At 35.8% G+C, this 22,441-nt stretch carries 15 protein-coding genes and 1 tRNA gene; 11 read left to right on the top strand and 5 right to left on the bottom strand.

Annotation, left to right across the window (positions count from 1 at the left end):
* Positions 1–102 precede the first annotated feature (102 nt).
* From QF044_RS09970 to QF044_RS09960, 3 genes are all read right to left on the bottom strand, one after another.
* Complete coding sequence (locus QF044_RS09970) at positions 103–459, bottom strand: DUF962 domain-containing protein (protein ID WP_307266406.1); 357 nt, start codon at positions 457–459, stop codon at positions 103–105.
* Between the two features lie 131 nt (positions 460–590).
* The gene (locus tag QF044_RS09965; protein ID WP_307266404.1) at positions 591–2,273 is read right to left on the bottom strand and encodes an APC family permease; all 1,683 of its coding nucleotides are present in this window, start codon (positions 2,271–2,273) and stop codon (positions 591–593) included.
* Positions 2,274–2,387: 114 nt separating this feature from the next.
* A complete protein-coding gene (locus tag QF044_RS09960; RefSeq protein WP_307266402.1) occupies positions 2,388–4,625 on the bottom strand; it encodes a CocE/NonD family hydrolase in 2,238 nt (745 codons plus the stop codon).
* A 237-nt stretch (positions 4,626–4,862) separates the two neighbouring features.
* Here QF044_RS09960 and QF044_RS09955 point away from each other — a divergent pair, with 237 nt between their 5' ends.
* The gene (locus tag QF044_RS09955; protein WP_307266398.1) at positions 4,863–7,826 is read left to right on the top strand and encodes a tetratricopeptide repeat protein; all 2,964 of its coding nucleotides are present in this window, start codon (positions 4,863–4,865) and stop codon (positions 7,824–7,826) included.
* A 79-nt stretch (positions 7,827–7,905) separates the two neighbouring features.
* Positions 7,906–9,675 (top strand): TonB-dependent receptor, encoded by a 1,770-nt coding sequence (locus QF044_RS09950; RefSeq protein ID WP_307266396.1) that lies wholly within the window; start codon positions 7,906–7,908, stop codon positions 9,673–9,675.
* A 73-nt stretch (positions 9,676–9,748) separates the two neighbouring features.
* Here the strand turns inward: QF044_RS09950 and QF044_RS09945 are convergent, their stop codons facing one another.
* Complete coding sequence (locus QF044_RS09945; RefSeq protein ID WP_307266394.1) at positions 9,749–10,846, bottom strand: alpha/beta hydrolase; 1,098 nt, start codon at positions 10,844–10,846, stop codon at positions 9,749–9,751.
* A 303-nt stretch (positions 10,847–11,149) separates the two neighbouring features.
* Here QF044_RS09945 and QF044_RS09940 point away from each other — a divergent pair.
* Positions 11,150–11,223 (top strand) — tRNA-Arg (locus QF044_RS09940).
* Positions 11,224–11,569: 346 nt separating this feature from the next.
* Here the strand turns inward: QF044_RS09940 and QF044_RS09935 are convergent.
* Positions 11,570–11,947, bottom strand: a complete 378-nt coding sequence (locus QF044_RS09935) for a hypothetical protein (RefSeq protein ID WP_307266392.1) — start codon at positions 11,945–11,947, stop codon at positions 11,570–11,572.
* A gap of 403 nt (positions 11,948–12,350) precedes the next feature.
* Between QF044_RS09935 and QF044_RS09930 the strand changes: the two genes are divergently transcribed.
* From QF044_RS09930 to QF044_RS09895, 8 genes are all read left to right on the top strand, one after another.
* Positions 12,351–14,150, top strand: coding sequence for a hypothetical protein (locus QF044_RS09930; protein WP_307266390.1), 1,800 nt, complete (start codon positions 12,351–12,353; stop codon positions 14,148–14,150).
* 277 nt (positions 14,151–14,427) lie between these two features.
* A complete protein-coding gene (locus QF044_RS09925; RefSeq protein WP_307266388.1) occupies positions 14,428–16,311 on the top strand; it encodes a type VI secretion system Vgr family protein in 1,884 nt (627 codons plus the stop codon).
* A gap of 91 nt (positions 16,312–16,402) precedes the next feature.
* The gene (locus QF044_RS09920; RefSeq protein WP_307266386.1) at positions 16,403–17,953 is read left to right on the top strand and encodes a PAAR-like protein; all 1,551 of its coding nucleotides are present in this window, start codon (positions 16,403–16,405) and stop codon (positions 17,951–17,953) included.
* Positions 17,950–18,753, top strand: a complete 804-nt coding sequence (locus QF044_RS09915) for a hypothetical protein (RefSeq protein WP_307266383.1) — start codon at positions 17,950–17,952, stop codon at positions 18,751–18,753. Before QF044_RS09920 ends, QF044_RS09915 begins: the two co-directional genes overlap by 4 nt.
* Before the next feature lie 80 nt (positions 18,754–18,833).
* The gene (locus QF044_RS09910; RefSeq protein ID WP_307266381.1) at positions 18,834–19,229 is read left to right on the top strand and encodes a hypothetical protein; all 396 of its coding nucleotides are present in this window, start codon (positions 18,834–18,836) and stop codon (positions 19,227–19,229) included.
* Positions 19,230–19,428: 199 nt separating this feature from the next.
* The gene (locus QF044_RS09905; protein ID WP_307266379.1) at positions 19,429–20,931 is read left to right on the top strand and encodes a hypothetical protein; all 1,503 of its coding nucleotides are present in this window, start codon (positions 19,429–19,431) and stop codon (positions 20,929–20,931) included.
* Entirely contained in the window at positions 20,916–21,527 is a 612-nt protein-coding gene (locus QF044_RS09900) for a hypothetical protein (RefSeq protein ID WP_307266377.1), read from the top strand. Before QF044_RS09905 ends, QF044_RS09900 begins: the two co-directional genes overlap by 16 nt.
* Before the next feature lie 24 nt (positions 21,528–21,551).
* Entirely contained in the window at positions 21,552–22,421 is an 870-nt protein-coding gene (locus QF044_RS09895) for a hypothetical protein (protein ID WP_307266376.1), read from the top strand.
* Positions 22,422–22,441: the final 20 nt, after the last annotated feature.

Below are 22,441 nucleotides of genomic sequence, written 5' to 3'. Positions count from 1 at the left end.
AAACCTAAACTAAAAACCTCTGATTTTTTCAAAGCCTTACAGTTAGCAATAACTTGAAAATAACTTAAGTATTAAAAACCTTTGTTCCTATTGTGGTAAAAATCAATGTAAATTCTCAGAATTCTCAGCTTCCTTTGCCACAGGAGTAATTCCTCTGAATTTCTGCTTTCCGATCAGCAGCTCAAAGAACAGCCTGAAATCTGAGATCAATGACCAAAGCGGATATTTGAAAGTGGCGGGTCTGTTTTTTTCAATTACTGCATGGCTGAACCACGCAAAACCATATCCAAAAATAGGGATGTACCATAGGAATCTTTCCTTTCCAGAACTAATCACATAACAGATTACGGCAAATACCAGAAGGGTTCCGATAAAATGAAAGATTCTTGTTCCTGTTTTACTATGTTCGGTAAGATAGAATTGGTAAAATTCTCCATAGGTTTTTATTCTGTCAGACATGGCAAATTAGTTTATAGTTTCCGGTGAGATCTATGCAATAATTCGGCCGATTTAATAAGCCAGTTTAAAAAGTAAAAGGCAAATTCGTTGATGTACGAATTTGCCTTTTAGTATACTTTTTTATGTAATCACTATTTGGATGTCATTTCTTTTCTTAGATTACTATTTTGGTAACCGTAGCAGAAATAGATGACCAGACCCAGCGCGAACCAAAGTCCAAACCAGAACCAGTTCTCATGGCTCATTCCTGTAAGAAGGTATAAGCAAGAGCTTAAACCGATAAGTGGAATTAATGAGAAATTTTTAATGAATGTGAAAACACACAAAATCAGATTGATCATAATAAATACTAAAATAGAAGCTCTGAATTCACCTTCTTTGGGATCATTCCAATCCATTAAATTAGTGAAAAATTCAGGCTGCCAGAAATAGAAACCAATCAGTCCGCCGATGAAAATAACCGGGAATATGATTTTACCGTTAATATAAGGAAGATGGAACCTGCCTTTGATCTTTTGCTTTGCAGGGAGCATTAAAACTCCTGCACAGACCAGTACGAAAGCGAAGATCGTTCCGATACTTGTGAAATCAAGGATGAATGTTTTATCTGTAAATAAGATAGGCACTCCCACTGCAATACCGGTAATCACGGTAGCAAATGAAGGTGTTTTATATTTAGGATGAACCGTTTTGAATTTTTCAGGCATCAGTCCGTCACGGCTCATGGCATACCAGATTCTTGGCTGTCCCATCTGGAAAACCAATAATACGGTGGTGATGGCAACAATAGCCACGAAAGAAACCACAAGTTCCATCCAGGCCACATTGGCATTTGATTTTTCGAATATAAATGAAAGCGGGTCTCCGATACCGTCAAATTTCCTGTAGTCTACCATTCCCGTTAATACCAATGTTAAAGCAATATATATTACCGTGCAAAGTACAAGAGAAATGATCATCCCTTTCGGAAGTGTTCTCTGGGGATCTTTGGTTTCTTCGGAAAGCACACTTAAGGCATCAAAACCAATGTAGGCAAAGAAAACCCCTGAGACGGCACTCATGACTCCTGCAAAACCATTTGGCATAAAGGAAGCTACATGAGTTTCCGGATTTACAGGTGTCCAGTTCTCTGTATTGATATAAGAAAAGCCAACAAGGATCACCAAAACAATCACGGCAAGCTTTAAAATAACCAAAGAATTATTGAAGTTCTTACTTTCTTTTACCCCTACATAACAAAGCCATGTGATAAGTCCGTTGATTACCAATGCAGGAAGATCAAGGATGATTTTTAAATTTCCAACCAGCGGGGCTGTATTCCAGGCACTTAACAATTCTTTATTCTGAGAACCGTTTTGAAAGGCTTTTCGGGCTTCCGTATAGCTGCAGGTAAGATAGTCTGGAATGTGCATCCCCAGACGTTCTAAAAAGCTGGTGAAATAATCTGACCAGGAAAAGGCTACATAAATATTCCCGAAAGAATATTCCATAATAAGTGCCCATCCGATTACCCAGGCAATCAGTTCTCCAAAACTGGCATACGCATAGGTATATGCAGAACCGGCTGTAGGAATTCTGCTGGCAAATTCAGCATAACATAACGCCGTAAAGCCGCAGGCAAAACCACAAATCAAATATAGTAGAATAACTCCGGGGCCACCTCTGAAAACTGCTTCACCTAAACTGCTGAAACTTCCTGCTCCAATAATGGCCGCAATACCAAAAAAAACAATATCCCAAACACCTAAAACCCTTAAAAGGCTCGTAGACGTATCTGTTTCTGAATAGTTTTTCCTTCTGAAAAGTTGATTCATTCAATATTTATTTGAGTTTGAAAAAAAGCAAATGTAATGATTTTTTATTTTGATGTTAACCGTCATCTTAATTTTTAGTTAAAAATGCAAAACTTTACAGACTATTAGCCTTTATTATTGATAAATAGGAATTTCTACATAGCTGTCATTGTACCATTTGATCTCCAGCGGCTCTCCGGAATCCTTTATCGTTTCATCACTTACATCTTTTCCTGTTCCGTAATTGATCTGCCAGCTTGGGTTTTTATTAACCCCAACCAGTAAAACCAATTTGCTTCCTTTTTCAATTTTTTTGCTGATGAATATTGAATTTTTAATAGGGATTTGTTCCATTTTACCAGGTTCAAGAAGCTGTCTTACCGCATTGTTTTTGGCATAACTCGCCCTTACAATATGAGTTGAAAGTAAAAATGGTTTGCCATCAGGCTGTATCTGATATAAATAGGTATCCGTATCAAAATCTTTTTTATTGATGGAAACATTGAAAAATCCAGCCATATTTCCACTGATAACTATGTCTTTATCTAAAACTTCACTTTCAAAATAAACGGAATTCGTGGTCTTTATACTGTCCGTTTTGCTTATCTGATGATATAGATCTTTTTGATCCCTGTTTTTTAAATCAACGGTTTGCTTCACAAAGCTTTTCTGGGCAGGCAGATTAAAAACCGATGGAGCATTTTTATGATCCTGAAGGTAAAATTTGATGGTTGAAGTATGCATCTGTTCAAGCGTAGGAACGTGTTTCCAGGCATTGGTATTCATCACCTGGAAATTGATTTTGTCTTTTAATAGATCCGGTTTCTTACCATTTTTCAGGATATAATCAAACCATGAAAAGGCAAGATCATCAATGCTTATTCTGGCGGCAGGATCTATCGCTCTGCCGTTGACATAAGTATATCCAAAGCTTTGGGCACCGCCATGATCATAAGGACCCATCACCAGATAATGATTAGCATTTTTATTATATTGATGATGAGCCTTAAAGTAGGATAATGCCCCAATCTGATCGTCATCATAATATCCTGTGGTTGTTAAAATAGGAATATTGATATTGGCAAAATCCTCTTTGTAAGGAACCATTTTCTGCCAGTATTCATCATATCCCGGATGATCCAGCCACCTTTGAAATATCTTATTCGGCTTACCGCTGATTGTATCCAGGGACCTGAATGATTTTCCACTTTTGTACCAGGCGGTATTAATAGAATCCCATTTCGTAGCATTATTAAAATCAGCTTCATCTGTAAGCTTATTGTTCGTGACATAATTGATCCACTGCAGCATATAGCTCATGAATATATTATTTTGAGCCGGATAGTCTATTCCGATTCCTACAGCAACTTGCGGAACAATTGTTTTCAAGGCTGGATGTAGTTTTTTTACGGCTGCCCACTGACTAAAGCCCAGATAGCTTCCTCCGATCATTCCGACTTTACCATTGCTCCAGGGCTGCTTACTTACCCAATCGATGACATCATAAATATCCTGCGACTCATGCTCAAAAGGATTGTTCTCATCATTGCTGTTTCTTTTTCCGCGGGTATTCACAACTGCACCAACATAGTTATAGACGGCCGCTCTTTTTCCGAAATAGGCATCGAACGGGCCTGCATAGATATTATTGGTAAGGATAACGGGCAGGGGAGCCGTGTTTTCTCTCTTTCTCACAATGGTGATGGTCAGCGTATTTCCATTTTTTGTTTTCAGATCTTTTATTTCAGTGATGAATTTTTCCTGATCTTTTTTTTCCACCAGATATGTAATCTGAGGTTTAATACCGGAAAAGATTTTATAGTTCAGATAACTTTTGCATAATGCCAAAGCCGATCCGTAGTCTATACTGTCTTTATCCTTCTGCTTGTCCAGTGTTTTCTTTAAAAGCTTTCTGGATCCTGCAACGTCTCCATCTACGGCAATACCAATCTTGGTGATCAACTTATCAGAAAGGCTTTCATATTTTTTATTAAATGCTTTTTCAAGGGCATCATGGAAACTTATTTTTTCTTTTGCCTCAATCAGTTTCGCCATGCTGTAAAATTCGTAAGCAATAAATTTATTTCCGGCCATATTGTGATCTGCAAACTCATTCCGGTAAGCTGATAAAGTCGCAATTGATTTTTTATAGTCCCTGGCAACCATTTGCAGGCGTAGAAGATTATCTGAAAAAGCAAGTTTACTGGTTTTTTCAAGCTTCATGAACTGTGGCTGGGTTATCAGTTTTGAGGCAAGTAACGGCATTTGTTTATCCAGAACAGCAGAGTCTGTGACTGCCGTTTTAGGGAAGTAAAACTTTTGAGCCTGTATCAGGTTGACAAAAATTAATGCTAAAAGTATTTTAATTTTCATGTAATGGTATGTTTTTAGCTGCTTTGGAATGAGGATTCAATCAAAATATTTTTTTGATGACTCTTTATTAAATTATTTTCAAATTTTTAGGAACTAAATTAATCATTTTTTATCATCAAAGAGTGAAATGTAATTAATTGTTAATTTATGTTATTAAACCTTTAAAACTTGCTTAAACAATAAGTTTTTAATATTTTCGTTAACTTATATAGACTAATCTTTTTATTCAGAAAAAGAATGAATTCAAAAAAAATACTTCTCTCAGCTGCCGTGCTTTATTTCGGAGTTTCCGAAGCGCAACAGTCACAGTACTTTACCCAGAAAGAAAATTACAGGTTCAATCTCGCAGAAAATCTTTATCAGACCAAAATATACAATGCTTCACAGTTCGAATATGCAAGACAGTATTTCTATAATCAGAATCTGTCTAAATCGAGAAAAGAAGCGGCGCAGTTTTTTGATAATGTGATCGGGGTTATTCTTCAGAAAAATCATGCAGAGGAAGGGCTTACTGCCTTCATGAAAGAATACCCGAATTCTGCTTATTTTGCTCAGGCCAATCTTCCACTGGCAGATTACTATTTGGCAAAAAAAGATTTTGAAAAAGCTCTTGAAACACTTAAAAAGGTTAATCAATATCAGCTTTCAAAAGAAGAGAATACCCAGTATATCCTGAAACTAGGTTATGCTAAATTCATGATGGGCGATACCAAAGGCGCCACCGATGCGCTTGAAGAAGCCTATAAAACAGCTGACGAATCTCAAAAAGGCGATATTGCTTATATGCTGGGTCACCTGTATTATTCAAACAGACAGAGTGATAAGGCTTTCCAGTATTTTGATTCTGTAAAAGATCAACCCAAATTCTCTAAACTGGTGCGTCCTTATTATGTACAGATGTACTATAATGACAAGAATTATGACCAGGCCATTACTGAAGGAACAGCCCTTCTGAATGAAGATATTTCCGATTCTTATAAAGCAGAGGTTCATAAGATCATCGGAGAGAGTTATTTCATGAAAAATGATTACACTTCGGCTTATCCTCACCTTAAAGATTATCTGAGCGTACAGCAGAACCCGTCTGAAAATGACCTTTATGAAATGGGATTTGTAGCTGCTCAGCTTAAAAAATATGATGAAGCAGTTTCTTATTATAACCAGCTTGTGAACAGTAATTCAGCATTGGCGCAGAATGCTTATTATCAGCTGGGTAATGCTTATCTGGCGGTAGATAAGAAGCAGGAAGCCCTTTCTGCATTCCGTTCTTCTTATCAGATGAATTACGATGCTAAAGTTAAAAAATTAGCACACGAACAGTATGCAAAATTAAGTTACGATATCGGAAACCCGTTTGAAAGTCCTTCAGGCGTTATTCAAAGCTATATCAACGAAAATCAGAACGATGCCAATGCACCGGAAATGAGATCACTTCTTGTGAAATCATACCTATACTCCGGAAATTATAAGGAAACCCTGAACGCAATCGACAGGCTTCAGAATTCTACTCCTGAGATCAATAAAGTGGATCAGGAAGTCTCTTATTTATTGGGAACAGAGGAATTCAACAAAGGAAACTATGATGAAGCAGAAAAATATTTCCTGAGAAGCTTAGGATTCAATATCAATAAGGAATTTTACAACAGAGCATTATACTGGCTGGGACAGGTGTATTACCAGAAAGGAAACTATCCTTCTGCCATTACCCGTTATGAGAAGCTTCTTACTGAAACTTTCCCTGAAAAACAGCAATTACCTTATGATTTAGGATATGCTTACTTTAAAGCTAAAAAATTCGATCAGGCACAGACCTATTTCAAGCAGTATCTGACCAATCCGAAGCCTGAATTCAAAAATGATGCAGAACTTCGTCTTGCCGATATTCATTATGCAAACAATGATCTGAACGAGGCAATTGCGATTTACGATAAAAATGAAGATGCCACCGACTATACTTTATACCAAAAAGCGATGGCTTTAGGATTTAAAGGCGATACACAGGCGAAGATCACCAATCTGAAAAATCTTCTGTCCAAGTATCCGGATTCCGAGTATTATGATGATGCACAATATGAAATGGGAGCGGCATATGCGGCCCAGGATGATTTTGCCAATTCCAATGATGCTTTTGCTAAAGTGATCAAAACTTCTTCGGATAAAGATCTTATTGCCAATGCGTCTATTTACAGAGCCCAGAATTACATTGACCAAAACCAGAATGATAAAGCACTTTCTGAGCTTAAATCTCTAGGGGAGCAGTATAAAAATACGGCTTATGCTGAAAAGATTGTTCAGGCAGCAAAACCTATTTTCACGAAAAACGGTGACGTTTCCGGATATGAAAGCTTTGCAAAAAATATCGGGGTGAATGTGGATGCTTCTGAGATCGACGAGATCAATCTTTCTACCGGAAAGCAGTATTTTACGAAGAAAGACTACAAAAATGCTATTTCTTACTACGAAAAATATTTAACGCAGAATCCTACCGGAGAAGGTCTTTACCAGGCTAAATACGAGTTGGGAGAAAGCTACTATCAAACTAATAATGCTACGAAAGCCCTTCTTGTCCTTCAGGAAGTAGCATCAGTACAGAATGACTATCAGGATGATGCGCAGACCCGTCTGGCACAAATATCTTTGGCTCAGGGCAATACGGAAGAAGCTAAAAAGTATCTTGAGAATATCAAAAATTCTTCGGATATCAGCATTAGAAACTATGCTAATGTGGAGCTAATGAAGATGTATGCCAATGAGAAAAACTTCTCTCAGGCTGAAAAACTGGCCGATGCGGTAATTGCAAACACGAAAAACTCTTCAGCGATTATTGAAACTGCGAAAGTGATCAAAGCAAGAAGCCTGATGAATTCAGGGAAAGATAAAGACGCACAGTCAGCGTACACTTCTCTTGAAAAATCTTCCAATACATCGGTAGCAGCAGAAGCACTATATGCAAAAGCTTATTATCAGAATAAAGGAAAGGCATTCAAGTCTTCTAACGAGACGATCTTTAAACTGGCCAACAATTATGCCTCCGAAGATTATTGGGGCGCAAAAGCCTTGGTGCTGATGGCTAAAAACTATGTTGGACTTAAAGATAATTACCAGGCAAGTTATACCTGCGACCAGATTATCGAGAACTATAAAGATTTCCCGGAGATCGTAGCAGAAGCAAAAGAGGTTAAAAAGCAGATTAAAAAGTAGAATGTACTACTGTATTAATGTAAAATGTATTCATGTAATCTTTAATACGTTTTACTTAAATACTTAAATACAAAAAATAATGAACAGAAAAATTCAATTATTATCCATATTATTTTTAGGGTTTTCGCAGTTTGCGTTTTCCCAGATCAAGGAGGAAAAACTGATTCTTAATAAGAAGCGGGAACCTGAGGTAAAGAAGATCGAGAAGAAGAAAACTTCTGTGGAGACCATCAAGAATTATCCGCCGGAAGAGAAATCTCAGAATCCTGTAAAGTATACTATTACGGACGTACCTGCGGTTTCGGATTTTAAGACATCTACCATTCAGGGACAGGATGTCACTCCGAAATTTGAAGGAACAGCTCAGAATAACTATCTGCAGTTTGGAATGGGGAACTTCGGCAAAATTTTAGGTGATGCCAATATTTCTAAAACCCTTGATAATAAACTGGAAGTAGGAGCGGATTTCCATTTTCTTTCTACTTTGGGATTGAAAAAAGAATATGACTGGGATTCCAAGCAAAGTTCTACGGCGATTGGAGCTTACCTGAATTCTTATGGAGACAAAGGGAAATTCAATCTTAATGCTGAATATGCACTGGATAACAACAGATATTACGGAATTTATGCCATGGAACCTTCGGCAGATGTGGATCTGAAGCAAAGGGTAAACCAGTTTAAGGTGAATGGATATTATGACTTTTATTCCAATGAAATCTTAAATGATGTAAGAGTGAAATCATCTTTCCTGAAAGACCATTTTGATGCACAGGAAAACCAGGTTTCCATTTTGGCGAATCTTTCCAAGCATGCCGTAGAGATTGGTAAGTCAGGAATTGTTTTAAATGCAGATTTGGGTGTTGGCGTAGAAGCTGTGAAAACAGATTTTGCGATTGTCAATAAAAACTCATCTAATTTCTTTAATACGAGTCTTAGTCCGAAAGTAACTTTCAGAAAAGGAGATTCCTACTTAATGTTAGGCTCAGGATTCTCTTTCCTGAATGCTAAGAATTCTAATGATGCGCTTGGCGGAGAAGTGAAAAATAATAAGACCTATTGGTTTCCACAGGCTGAGTTCCAGGTGGCTGCTGCTAACGAATTTAAATTCTACGGTGGGGTAGATGGCGGATTGAAGCTTAATACCTACGGAGATCTTTTACAGGCTAACCCATTCATTGTTTCTGACCAGTTTTTAAAGCCAACAGAGACACAATATCATTTTTATGTAGGTTTGCGTGGAGATATCGACGAAACATTCAAATATGACTTCTCTGCAGGTTACGGAAAAATGAGGAATATTATGTTCTTCCAGGGTAATAACCTTTTTGATGATGTATATACATTAAACCGTTCAGCATACAATTTTGTGAATACTTTCTCTGCCGTTTATGACGATGGGAATGTAAGTGATATTAAAGGGAGTGTACAGTATTTCCCGCTTGAAAATTTAATTTTAGACGGAGAAGTAAGGTTTACTAAGTATGACCTGAAGAATTACGAAGATATTTATAACGTTCCCTTAGTGAATGCAAGCATCGGAGCAAAATATACCATGCTGGACAAAAAATTACTGTTAGGTTTCAAAGGAATCTTTGCCAGTGACAGAACGACAAACTCTTTTGCTATCGAAGGAGTAGCCAATCCGGGAATGGTTTATCAGTCTACAGAGAACAGAAATGATAAAGTGGGAGGATATGCAGATCTAAACCTTTCTGCAGAATATAAATTCCATAAAAATTTCAGTGTTTTTGCCATCGGAAACAACCTTCTGAATTCTAATTATCAAACCTACAAAGGCTATAAAGTCTTAGGAGCACAGATATTAGGAGGAGTGAAGATTACTTTCTAAGCTAAAAGAATATTAAATAAAATAAAGCCTTACATTTTGAGATGTAAGGCTTTTTGCTTTTCTGCACATGATATTATTTTTTATCTGTAACGGTTGGAAGGACGTCATTTAGTAAAGTAACCAGCATTTTTCCAGGCTCTTCCCAGGGAATAAGATGGGCAGAATTCTCAAACCATATTCCTTTTTTCAAAGGAGCTTTTGCATTTTTAAGCCATGTATCGGTAGGTTCGGAAGGTGTAGTATAATCATGGCGTCCCATAAACATAAAAACAGGGATAGGAAAAGTTTTAACATTTTTAAAATCAACGTTTAGAAATTCCGGTAATAACCTTTTTAAGGTAAAAAGACTTCCATTTCCAAGTGCATCAAGATCTTTTTCTGAATATTCCGAAAAAAGCAGTGGCGCCTGAAAATAGTATCTTGAATTACTTCTGAAAGCCGTTAATCCACCATAATATTGCGGCCATTTTCTGGCGATGATGATTCTTTCTCTTGTGATTGGCTGGTTTCCGGGATAGGGTGAAATAGAGTTCAGTTCTTTTATAGCTACATCATTTTTTAAACGGATGGCTTCTTTTAAAGCATATTCCACGCTCAATCGTTCATTATCTCGGGTATTGATGATCTGGCCTATGCCTACATAAGAATAGAACAGATCCGGCCTTTTCAGAGCAGCGTTCATAGAAACAATAGTTCCCCAGCTGTGGCCCATCAATATGACTTTTTTCTTCTTGTATTTTTTCTCAATATATTCTGCCAGCTGAATAACATCTTTTACATACTGGTCAATGTGGATGGTTTTTCCTAAATTAACGGTATCATTAATAGCATAGGTTTTTCCTGCTGCTCTCTGATCGTAATTAACGACTGTAAAATATTCTTCAATAGGTCTTTGAAACATCCACATCACCGGAGATACAGGGGATGCAGGCCCACCATGAACAAAAAGAATAATAGGATTTTCTTTATTCTGACCTCTTACATATACCTGTTGTTTTATATTTCCAATAATTACCGGATAAGTTTCCTGAATGCCATTTGGTGACACAATGGAATCCAAATCTCTGATAATTTCTTTAGCCTTGGCATATTCATCATCTGAAGTCTTATTCTGCGCAAAAAGGGTGACTGTCCAGAAAAATAAAAGGACAGATAGTATTTTATTTCTCATAATTTTTGATCTACGAAATGTTTATTCAATAAGTATGAGATTTATTTTGAATGTTACATCTCTGCTTTTAAGAGTTTGATATCTAATTATTTGTGTTTAATGATTATCCTTTGAGATAAATCCTATTTACAGTATTTCGATTCATAACCGTTCCAACAACACAATAGTATTATCAATGATTTTGGAATTAAACTTATACAGACTGGTTAAATTGTAAAAAAATCAGTATTTTCGCAGTCGTAAACCATAAGCAACGGGTGCTTTGAAATGATTCATTTCCAATTATTCATTGCTCATGAATACGGCTGCGTAGTTCAACTGGATAGAATATCAGATTTCGGCTCTGAGGGTTGGGGGTTCGAATCCCTCCGCGGTCACTTTTAAATAAATAACCTGCTGTTTTTACAGTAGGTTATTTTATTTTTTACCTTATATACAGCGCTTCCCCATCGCTACCGGAGAATTGTATCAAATGGTTTTATCTTTCTCAAAATATAATTGATAAGTGTCATTACAAATTCAATAATCCTGAAGGATTGATGCGGTATCGGCGGTAGTTACTTTTAATGATCACTACTTGCCGGAAAACTCTTGATTATTCATACTACTTATAAAAAACAAGGCATTTTTTACTGCTATGTCCGGTTTTTGTACTATGATTCAGCTTACCAATTATCAGCTGCTTAAAATAGGAGCGATGTTAGGTCAACTGTATATTAGGTCTTACTCATCCGTAGATTTTAAAGCCCAGGCAATCAGGGGAGCCTGCAGGAAGAGTCTGGCCATTCTTTGGTTATCGGTATTAAGTCCAAAAGAATCTCTTCTGTTTTTATACTGAGCAATATTTCCGGGAAGAACTGCGGCAAAAAAGGTGGCTACAACTTTACCTACTGTTTTCCGGTGTTTTTTAGGAGTGGCGATAATGGCGGTACCTAGAAGTATTTCGGCTATTCCGGAATAAATAACGGTATCATCTTTCTTTAAAGGAACCCAATCCGGTACCTGAGCCTGAAATTGTTTTCTTGCAAAGGTAAGATGGCCAACGCCTGCAGTGATCAAAAATGTGCCAAGGGCAATTCTTGAAATTTCTTTAGTTTCCATAATAGTATTATTTAGTGATTTAAGCTTTATTTCAGTTGATGGGTATTCTATTAAGATAGAGGATAATTCTGATGAAGAATTTCTGGAAACCTCTGAACTGATCTAAACCCAACTAACTGGATTGGTCGTAAAACTTATTCAATAATAAGACCAAAAAAATGAAACCTGTACAATGAATGATTTCATTAATCATACTTTAAATGAGTCATAACTGTTTATAAATCAAAAATATTGAGTTTTCAATATAAAATAATTTATATTCAACATCTTAATCACAAGGTTGATATGAGAAATAGGAATTTCCCCTGTGGTACCTGGTTTATTTTTTCCATTAAAAGCTCGTCTTTTATCCCTGTTGGCGTATAAATTGATATGAACAGCCTTATCCAATTCTTAGATCATTATGAACAGACTGATTGCAATTTTAATTTTATTTTTAAGTAGTTTTTCCCTGTTAAATGCGCAGGAGAAAAAGGACTCGCTTTATTATAAAATAGAGAACTTTTCAGATAAAACGAAAGTTACAAAATTCATTCACCGTTTCATATTTCGTAGGCAGGCAGATTCGGCCTCTGTCAGAACAACAACTGAGAAACTTTTACAGGAAACTCATAACGGGAAATATATCAGAAATATCAGGATAGAAACAATTGATCCCTTTGGATATGGCTCACAAGACAAAAAAGAAAAATCCAAATGGTATGACTGGTTCACCAATCATCTGCATGCCAATACAAGAGATACTACCGTTAATAATTATTTGCTTTTTAAGAAAGGTGAGGAGTATAATGCCCAGAAACTCTACGAATCTGAGCGTTTGCTGAGAACAATGCCTTTTATAAACAGAGTTAATATCAGTGTATCCGACAGTACATCCAGTAAAGATTCCATTGATGTGGTGGTAAAAGTTCTCGACTCCTGGAGTTTAAAACCGAGAGTCAGTTATTCGGGAAGCAAAATCGGTTTGGGAGTTACTGAAGAAAATGTATTAGGGCTGGGACACGAACTGAATTTGTTATATAGAAATGATTCAAAAGAAAAGCAGGATTATCTTTTAGGAAGTTACACCGCATATAACCTTTGGGGGTCTTACATCAATGCACAGATCCTGGGAGAACGGGATTTTTTGAAAAATGAAAGAATCAATTTCAATGTTAGAAGGGATTTTTTCTCACCTTTGACGAAATGGGCAGGTGGCTTTACTTTTGAATATTTTATGCGGAATGTTGCGCTTCCGATAGCAACGGATACTACCTTTCCGGAAGTTCAAATCAAGGTGTACAGCCAGGATTTATGGGGTGGTTATCAGATCCCGGTTTCATCCGATTTGAAGGAAAGAGTCAACAGTAATATTGCACTGATAGGGAGAATTCAGAATTATCAATACAAAGACAGTCCAGGAATTGACCAGTACCAATATTTTAGTTCTTACAGCAGTTTTCTGATGTCTGCCGGATTTATCCGCAGAAATTTTTCGGTTCAGAAGAATATTTTTCAATATGATTTACCGGAGGATATTGCTTATGGAAGTTCGGTTAATCTGACTGCCGGAGCCTTATCAAGAAGTAAAGCCATAATGCCTTATGCAGGAATTTCTGCGTCTTATGGTAGTTTTATAAAAATAGGTTATTTCAATTTAAAAGCTGAGTTTGGACGATTCTTTAATGAAGACAGTCAAAATCGCGAATCTTTCCGTTTGGATGGAACCTATTTTACCAATCTCATGGATTGGAAATTTGCCAAGGCAAGACATTTCTTTTCTCCCACTCTGGCATTAGGGAATCCACAGCATAATTATTCTTACAGAGACCGAATTAATCTTTCAGCTGCAGACGAATTTCCGGTTTATAATTCAGATTTTATCGGAACTAAAAAATTGGTTTTAAGATATCAACTGCAGCTTTTTGTCAATAAAACGTGGAAGAATTTCCATTTTAGTCCCTATTTAACTGCTGCTGTCGGTTGGTTGGGAATGCCTGATGATAAATTACTTAAAACTACTGCCAATACAAAAATAGGAGTGGGTGTTTTAATTAATAATCCGTTTTTGGTTTTCAACAGAATTCAGATTTCTTTTACCTATTATCCCCGCGTTCCTTTCGATAATAATTCTGTTTTTGATTTTAACAGTAACCGAAATAACATTTTACCGATGAATAGTTTTGGAACAGATATTCCTCACTTCGTAAATTTTGGAAATTAAATGTATTTGAGCTAAATTTTTATAACTGTAAAGGAAGTTTTTAAAAGATCAATTGAATGTTGGCTTTGTCTTTATTAAAAATATAAATGCAATTTTTATTCAATAGTGATTTGTTCTTATTTATTCTCATGCCAATATGTTAAGTTCTTTAAAATGAATCTGTTTGGAGAAATCGTAGTTTTACTACAATTTTAAAGTTTTAATATAAATTTATATTTACTAGCATATTTTTATCTAACTTAGGTGACATAATAGCAAATAAAAAGCACAAAATATTATGAAAAACACCTCAAATTCTGATAAAGTTTCAGAAAACCATATTTCGGGCATCAACCGTGTGGTAAAACTGGAAATTGTGGTTGAGGGCAAAGTTGTCAATCACTTTAAACACTTTCGTTTGCAACAGAGTGCAAGACAGCACCATGATTTTGAACTGGTATTGGCTCATGATTCTTTAGGCGAAGCACAAAATCACAACCTTGAACAGGCCCAAAAGTTTTTAGGAAAAAGAATCACTGTTGTTTTTAAATATAAAGATGCTGAAAGCGAGAGTCCCGAAAGAACATTTGTAGGTCTCATTACCAAAGTGGCATTCAGCCAGGAAAAGATGAGTCTGGGAAATATCATTTTAAAAGGAAAAAGTCCCACAATTCTGATGGATTCTGCTCCACATACCCAAAGTTTCGGAGGAGACCAGCTGGTGAATACCAATATTATTGCCAACCGGATTATCAAGGAAACTTTAGGTTCAAACAAATTCGATTTCAGGATAGACACCCAAAACAAAAGTTACATCAATTACAGTTCACAGTATAACGAAACCCATTACAATTACCTTACAAGGATTGCAGAAGCCTACGGAGAACAGTTCTATTATGACGGTGAAATCCTTCATTTCGGAAAGCTGCCATCCTCTGAAAAACCTATCCAGCTAATCTATGGCAGCAATGTAAATGATGTAAATGTTGAGCTGAAAGCCGTTCACACCAAACCGGAATACTTTGGCTATAACAGCAGCAACCATACTAAAATGGTGGGTGCTGATGATCGTATACAACATTTGGGAGAATTATCTTCTAAGGCCTATGAACTGAATGACAGTATTTTCACAACACGATCACTGACTCCTACTCCTATCAATGCCAATATGTTCCGTGATGTGGATGATTCTCAAAAGAGCGCAAGAGGAAGTAAGGCAGTAGAGGTTTTTACCGTTTCAGGACAGACCACAGTACCGTTCCTGTATATTGGCTGTGTTGCAGACCTGGCCATGAGAAAGACCAGCAGTAATGAAACTTCGCATTTTACAACGCTTATGATTACAGAAGTGAGCCACGAAGTTGATGCAAGAGGATATTATACCGGACGTTTTGAAGCCATCGCTGAAGGTACCGGTTTTATGCCAAAACCTGATTTTGAAATGCCTAAAGCTGAACCGCAGGTGGCAACCGTTATATCCAATGTGGATCCATTGAATCAGGGCAGAATACAGGTCCGGTTTGACTGGCAGGTAAATGATACCACCCACTTTATCAGAATGATGAGCCCTGATGCAGGGGGAACAGATGCTATCACACAAAACAGGGGATTTGTAGCCGTTCCTGAGATTGGCGACCAGGTTATGGTGGGATTTGAATACCACAACCCCGATTTTCCGTTTGCCATGGGTGGAATGTTTCATGGGAAAGTAGGTCTGGGCGGTGGCGTGGACAATCATTTGAAATCTATACAGACAAGAAGCGGTATTAAGGTTTTAATGAACGATGCCGATAAAAGTGTAACCATCAAAGATCCAAGCGGAAATACTTATTTTATGGATGGTCAGGGTAATATTCACGTTACTGCACCTAAGAATATGACCTTTACTGCAGGAGAAGACATGCAGATTTCCGTAGGAAGGAATATGACTACTAAAGTTGGGCAGGACAGCAGCCTGAATATCGGAAATGACCTCACCGAATCTATCACCAAGAGATACACTCAGACTTCTGAAAACAAAAACATTACCGTTAAGCAGGATCAAACAGAAAGCACCGGTAATAAATTCAAAAGCACTTCCGGAGAAGCCGATATACAGACCTCTAAAGGTGATTTAAAGCTAAGAGGATCATCATTGGCCGTATTCCAGGGAGGAAAAGACGTTAAAGTAAGTAAAGGCTAAATCTATTACGGGTAATGAAAATTTATTTTCATCATTGCCCATGAATATGATTCCGGCCTTGACAATTGAATCCAATCCAAAACAGTAATACATGGAAGATCAGAATACTTCAGCGCACGATCAGAAACTTTCTGAAAAAAGAGCAGAAAAAGAAAAAAAATCCAATGGCGATTCTCCTTCAGAAAAAAGAGAAATGGTAATGCATGGAGCCACGTTGAAGTGTCCCTATGCTCAGGCGCCAGGAGAACTGAAAGTAACCTCAAATGAAATAAACCTTCAGGATAAGATATTTGCAACAAAGGGCGACGGAAACAATATGGTCAACCTTCAATTCAAAGGAAACTGCGGGCATCCAAAATGGCCGGCAAGAAATATGTCTCCTCCTCCCTGTATGAGCGTTATAAAATTAAGTCCATGGCAAAATTTAGGGAGTACTACTATTCAAAAACAAACGACTCTTGTGAAAGAATCTTTTATCTATTGTAATCCTGAATTTAATTCGGCCATAGCAAAACCTATTCCTATGGTGGAGCAGGCTTTAACACCAGAGGATAATATTTATACCGTTTCTGTTTATTATAATGATGTAAAAATTGATCCTGAATCTTTCGTATTTATTTCCCCGGAACCAGCAATGCCGAAAATAAGAATTGAAGTTTTTATAGGAAAGGATTGTATACATAAAAGTTTAAGGTTTAGATTAAAGACAGCATTTAAGTTTGAGGCAAGTGCACCGCTCTATAACAGAAACGACGTTGATTATTTCCCTGCAAGATCTGATGGGGGGGACGCTTATATGATCGCCAATAAAGGAAAAACCAAATGGGATGTTGATTTTCGTGGGTTATTTAGAGGAGGTACTGCAACTGTGGAGATGTGGAATGAAGCTAAAACTTCTATTTTAAGTACTTTCCAGTTTTATATAAGAGGAAAAAATCCTACGAAGGAAACTGTGAAAAAATATATGAATGATAAGGGATATTTAAAATATTGGCCAGTATATAGAATGATTCTTCACGAATCAGGTAGCGAATTTCATCCAGTTGTAAGACAATTTTGGGATCCCGAGTTTGTAGGGAAAGGAAAAAACAGAAAAGAAGCTGTATACGGTCCTTCTGGAAGGGTATTTGAAAGTAAAGGAATACCAAACTACGGAGAACCAGATGGTTGGGGAATATGTCAAATAGATTTCAGTTATGAAAAAAGAAAAAAAACGGATCAAGATTATATTTCAAGAATAAACAAGAACCCCAATTATATTTGGAATTGGAAGGAAAACTTATCCATAAAGATGGACAAAAAGATTTCGGACAAGTTAGACGCGGCTAAAGATTATTTGGAAAAATTATTAAAAAAAAGCAATTATTTAGTAAAACCAACTGAGCAAGAAGAAGGAAACCTCACCTATAAGTGGTGCCCAACAACTATTCCAGAACTTTCATATTTAAATAAATATATGCCACAAAAAGCTGATAATTCTTCTGTTAAATCCTTGTTAGATGCTGAATTTATAAAACTATATAATGGCGGACATTATATAACGAATATTGATAGCAATGGAAATGCAACTTTTAAAAATTATGAAGAATATAAAGGGATAAAAATTTCTTATGTTGAAAAGATTAGCAATATAACTGAATGAAAAATTACATTTTAATACTAATACTTTTGATTTCCTGTGCGAGAAATCAATCTAAAAGAACCTCAGACAAAGAGGATATCAATATAGCAAAAATTGATTCTACGGAAATTGGTGGTAAAATATCGGCGTCTTCCAAGAAGCAAAGTATGCAAAAATATGTAGATACATTGAGTATTCCTTTGCAATATGTGGTAACCATTCCGTTGAAAGTCAATAAAAAAAAGATGGACATTCGGTTGCGACTTTCGAAGTCTGAAGATTTGGCAGGACGAAAAAATTATACCATTCCTGAAATACAGGAAGACACCAATGGCTTTTTACCTAAGTCTGCCTACGAATGTATAGAAGGAACAGTTGAACTTCAGCATTGGCAAGTGATCAATAAGAGTTCATATTATGATACTTATGATTATTATAAGGATAAAGATTTTAAAGAAAATGATTTTGTAAGTAAGAAAAAAATGATTTTTCGGAATGAAGACTACAATTTTATATCAGTAACAGATGTGGATAATGATGGATATGAAGACCTTCTTATCCTCGATCTTGCAAGCTCTATGAGAGACAATGATATGTATCAATTTTACAAATGGTCTGAAAAAGAAAACAGATTTATATTTATGCCAGATTTTTTCGATAAAGCCCCTTTCTATGGATGGGACAAAACAGGAAAATATCTAATAACAGGAGTGAGTGATACTAGAGAAAGAAAGCTTTTTAAAAATAAAATTGTTGGAGACAAACTGAAAACCATTGATCAATGTACAGAATATGCAGTATCAGATAAATTTTGTTGGTAGATCAATATTTTCAAACATTTAGAAAAAAGCATAAAACAGTAATTATACAGAAGATGAATTAGCAATATATCATATAAAAAATGAAAAGCTTAGCAACCAGTTTTATAGTATCATTTTTCATTCCTGTTTGCGGGCAAAAAACTGTTCCTGACAGTTTGAAAATCTATTATCAGGATTCATTGATTGTCAATAAGAATTTTAAAGACGGAACAATGTCAACTAAACTTACCATACAAGTGATTAATCCCTGCAACTCTGAAAAAGAAAGGTTTGACGGAGCTGTAACAATCATCAGTGCCGCTGTTAAAAACAAAAACTACAGCGACAGTATCGTTTATCATTACCCCTATGCACAATCCGGTCTCATCAATTTAAAAACCAATAATATATCTTATTATAACATCAATAAACGTCAGGCAGTCTTCATACCTTTTACGTATTGTGGGAACTGGGATAATGATACAAAGGTCTCCTAAATTATATTGTATAACCATAAAAAATATCTGTATGACATCAAATACTATTGCGGAGAAGACAATACATGTAAGATCAATGGTAATCTGAACATTACATTAAAAGACCTGCTCACAAAGTTAAAGGCACAAGTACTTAAAGACTTGAAAACAAAGTATATCCAATCAGATGATTTCAATAATTAGCTCAAAATTAAATGGCATGAGTGAAGAACAGCAAAAAGACGACTATTCAGCAAATCCCAATCAAAAGGTTTATGATATACCCCACCAGGTAGATCATGAAGTGAATGTTGTGAAAATATATTTTGCGAAACAAGTTCCTAAAATGACCTGGGAAAAGAAAGAAGAAACCTATGCTATTAAAAGCGGTGGGCTGGTATCTGATGTGAAAAAGAAGTATGAAAAAAAAGAAAGAAGAAACATTCAGGCCGATAAGGAAGATTCTGTAAAATTAAAAGCCAAAGAAGAAGTAAAGATTACCTGGGAAGAGGAAGTACAGGAAATGAAAGACGGTAAGCCTGTCGTTGAATATGAAGAAATAGATAAAACTATCGTTAAAAAGAAAGTATGGGTCGTAGCAGAATGCCAGGGAACTACCGGAAAGCTCTCTGTGGAGATTCATGAAAATAAATTGCAAAACGCAGAAAACGTCTATGAAAATTCTGTAAAGTTTTTAGATGGTGAGACGGAGAAAAGTACTGTTGAATTCACGATCAACGGAACACTGGTGTATGCTAAAGAAATAACACTGCGTCCCAAAAGTGATCCGGATCTAAAGAAATTGATAGAGAAATTTAGTAAAAGAGCAGATGTAAACGCCTTTTTATATTTCAAAGCTGAAGTAACAGGGACAGAAGATGAAATCAAATTTCCAGATGATACACATGAGTTTTTAAATAAAGAAAGCGAAAGGTTTGAGATTATAGGAACTCCTTGCTACTGTAAAAGAGATGTCACAGTGGATGAGATGATAGATTTAATTTATCACTTAAGGGACAAGCAAAATTATAAATCAAAAAGAGATTCATTTTTCACTAGTGGCAAAGAAAAAATAATTGCTATTGGTATTACCAGCGGAAAGATCTCTGAAAACAGAGATAAAATAAAATTATTTACAGATGAAATGAATGCGATGTTTAAGAAATTCGAAATTAAAACATGCAAAAGAAAAATTCATTTTCTAGGTCAAATGTATCTGGAAACCATAAGTTTCACCTATACCTATGAAAGCAGGGACTCTGTACCGGATAATTATAAAGGGGGTGTCGCTTTCCAGGGAAGGGGAATGAAACAGATAACTCATGATTATAATTATCTTGCCTATTATGACTATGTTAATAGCACTACCCATTATGACACTTATATAGATTTCAGATCAGGCTACGAAAGTGTTGGTGAGTGTGTGAAAAACAGACCCAAAGCTCGTGAAAAAGGGCTGGATGAAGCCTTTTATGAAGGATTAAAAACATATGCTAAAAACATTTCTGAAAATTTATTTCATGCTTTTAATTCTGCCGGCTGGTATTCTACCATTTATAAAACCGCTACTATTAAGGCGATGGATAATGGATTAGAGGACTCTGATGTTGAAAAAGTAACAACGGCTATTAATGGAGGTCAAACTAATATAGCCGAAAGAAAGAATTATACCAAATGGACTAAAGAATTTTTTAAATACGATACAGAATGCGTAAACAAATAATATACCTGTTTTTCATCCTTTTTTATTCTTTGCAAAGTTGCCAGAGCATTTCAGTGAGTAACGATATTCCGGTTTTACAGAATAAGAAAAAAATAGGATTTATCAACCAAGTAACCGATGTCAAATGCGATAGTTGCTATGCTTTAAGAACGGTAAAAATTCATAACAAAAATCTTATATTTAAAATACCTGTCTCTTTGAATAATATTAATAATAAGAACATTTTTCAGGAAGATTATGAACTTTTATTAGATCAGTCGGTAAACGGACTATCGATCAAATATAATAGTCTTAATAATTCTGATTCATACATTTTTAAGATTAAAAAAAATAAAAACAATATTGCCATTACTCGGATAAACAAGGGGAGTTCCTCGGTTAATCATCATAAAATTGCCAAAGACGACTATGTTGATTATCCGGCAACTTCAATATGTGAAAAAGAAACCAATCATGTATTGTCATATAACCGGGAAATTAATCTGAATAACTATTTTATAAATTCTGATACAAATTGTTTTCTCTGCCCCTCAAAATATAGTGTACAGGAATGTTTAGAAAAGAAAAAAACGAATACTAAGTTTAACTGGAAGTAACAAGTTATAAATGAGTGAAAAATTATGGAGCCAGTATTTCCTATAGATGTTAAATTAAACCTTTTAGAGGGAAAGAAGTTTTATCGCTTTTCCTACAATGAATATACCACCATCAACGGAAAAACGCATAGAAGCGAGCTCAACAAAAATTTTCATGTCACGCTGAGGTGTTTAGAAAAAGAAAAATTTGAATATCATATCGAAATTTTTGACAGAATTCATCGCGATAAAGAACTGTCACTGTCCGAAAAAGATTTTTTAGCAAGGATTGCAGAGATCAATGATGATGTAGTGCTTATAACGGACCCATATGTCCGTTTAAAAAACGTAGAGGAATTGTCAGTTCTTCAGGATAAAGTGGAAAAAACGGTAGAAAAGCTCTCCCGATCCTATGTAGGCAAAAAGACTGAAGATTTTTATACGTTTTTAAAAGAATTTTACCAGAATGAAAATTTAGTCAGTAAAGACTTTTTAAAAAATAATCATTTTGGAATGGTCCTTCATAAATTTTATGGAAGGTATGAAAAGGAAGATCAGATAAAGTATACCGTACGCTACCGTAATTTTATGGCCAATACCATAATAGATATAGAAGAGTATGTACAACCGGAGGCCATGCGTTGTGATGATGAATTATTACTGATACAGTATATTGGAAATATTCCTTCAGATAAAAATTGGCAAATGTTTTATGGGGAAATGGAAAGAAAGGAAATAGCTTTCAACAAGGAAACAGATGTTCCAAAACTGGACAAATATAAAGGGCAGATTTTATTGGATTTTAAAACCAAAGAAGTTTTGGAGCATAAACTTACCACAGAATTTTCCCTGGGAGAAAACTACCAAAAGAAAATTATCTATCATATAAAAGAAATAAGCCATGAAGAACTATAAAAGATAAGATGGATGAAGGG

This window comes from Chryseobacterium sp. W4I1 (assembly GCF_030816115.1).
Lineage (GTDB): Bacteria > Bacteroidota > Bacteroidia > Flavobacteriales > Weeksellaceae > Chryseobacterium.
This window is presented reverse-complemented; position numbering and strand designations above follow the sequence as displayed.

What these genes read in the sequence shown, in the direction of transcription:
- QF044_RS09905 (WP_307266379.1), top strand. Translation starts at nt 19,429, where the DNA reads ATGAGTGAAGAACAGCAAAAAGACGACTATTCAGCAAATCCCAATCAA.
- QF044_RS09900 (WP_307266377.1), top strand. Translation starts at nt 20,916, where the DNA reads ATGCGTAAACAAATAATATACCTGTTTTTCATCCTTTTTTATTCTTTG.
- QF044_RS09945 (WP_307266394.1), bottom strand. Translation starts at nt 10,846, where the DNA reads ATGAGAAATAAAATACTATCTGTCCTTTTATTTTTCTGGACAGTCACC.
- QF044_RS09925 (WP_307266388.1), top strand. Translation starts at nt 14,428, where the DNA reads ATGAAAAACACCTCAAATTCTGATAAAGTTTCAGAAAACCATATTTCG.
- QF044_RS09970 (WP_307266406.1), bottom strand. Translation starts at nt 459, where the DNA reads ATGTCTGACAGAATAAAAACCTATGGAGAATTTTACCAATTCTATCTT.
- QF044_RS09910 (WP_307266381.1), top strand. Translation starts at nt 18,834, where the DNA reads ATGAAAAGCTTAGCAACCAGTTTTATAGTATCATTTTTCATTCCTGTT.
- QF044_RS09935 (WP_307266392.1), bottom strand. Translation starts at nt 11,947, where the DNA reads ATGGAAACTAAAGAAATTTCAAGAATTGCCCTTGGCACATTTTTGATC.
- QF044_RS09915 (WP_307266383.1), top strand. Translation starts at nt 17,950, where the DNA reads ATGAAAAATTACATTTTAATACTAATACTTTTGATTTCCTGTGCGAGA.
- QF044_RS09950 (WP_307266396.1), top strand. Translation starts at nt 7,906, where the DNA reads ATGAACAGAAAAATTCAATTATTATCCATATTATTTTTAGGGTTTTCG.
- QF044_RS09965 (WP_307266404.1), bottom strand. Translation starts at nt 2,273, where the DNA reads ATGAATCAACTTTTCAGAAGGAAAAACTATTCAGAAACAGATACGTCT.
- QF044_RS09960 (WP_307266402.1), bottom strand. Translation starts at nt 4,625, where the DNA reads ATGAAAATTAAAATACTTTTAGCATTAATTTTTGTCAACCTGATACAG.
- QF044_RS09920 (WP_307266386.1), top strand. Translation starts at nt 16,403, where the DNA reads ATGGAAGATCAGAATACTTCAGCGCACGATCAGAAACTTTCTGAAAAA.
- QF044_RS09930 (WP_307266390.1), top strand. Translation starts at nt 12,351, where the DNA reads ATGAACAGACTGATTGCAATTTTAATTTTATTTTTAAGTAGTTTTTCC.
- QF044_RS09895 (WP_307266376.1), top strand. Translation starts at nt 21,552, where the DNA reads ATGGAGCCAGTATTTCCTATAGATGTTAAATTAAACCTTTTAGAGGGA.
- QF044_RS09955 (WP_307266398.1), top strand. Translation starts at nt 4,863, where the DNA reads ATGAATTCAAAAAAAATACTTCTCTCAGCTGCCGTGCTTTATTTCGGA.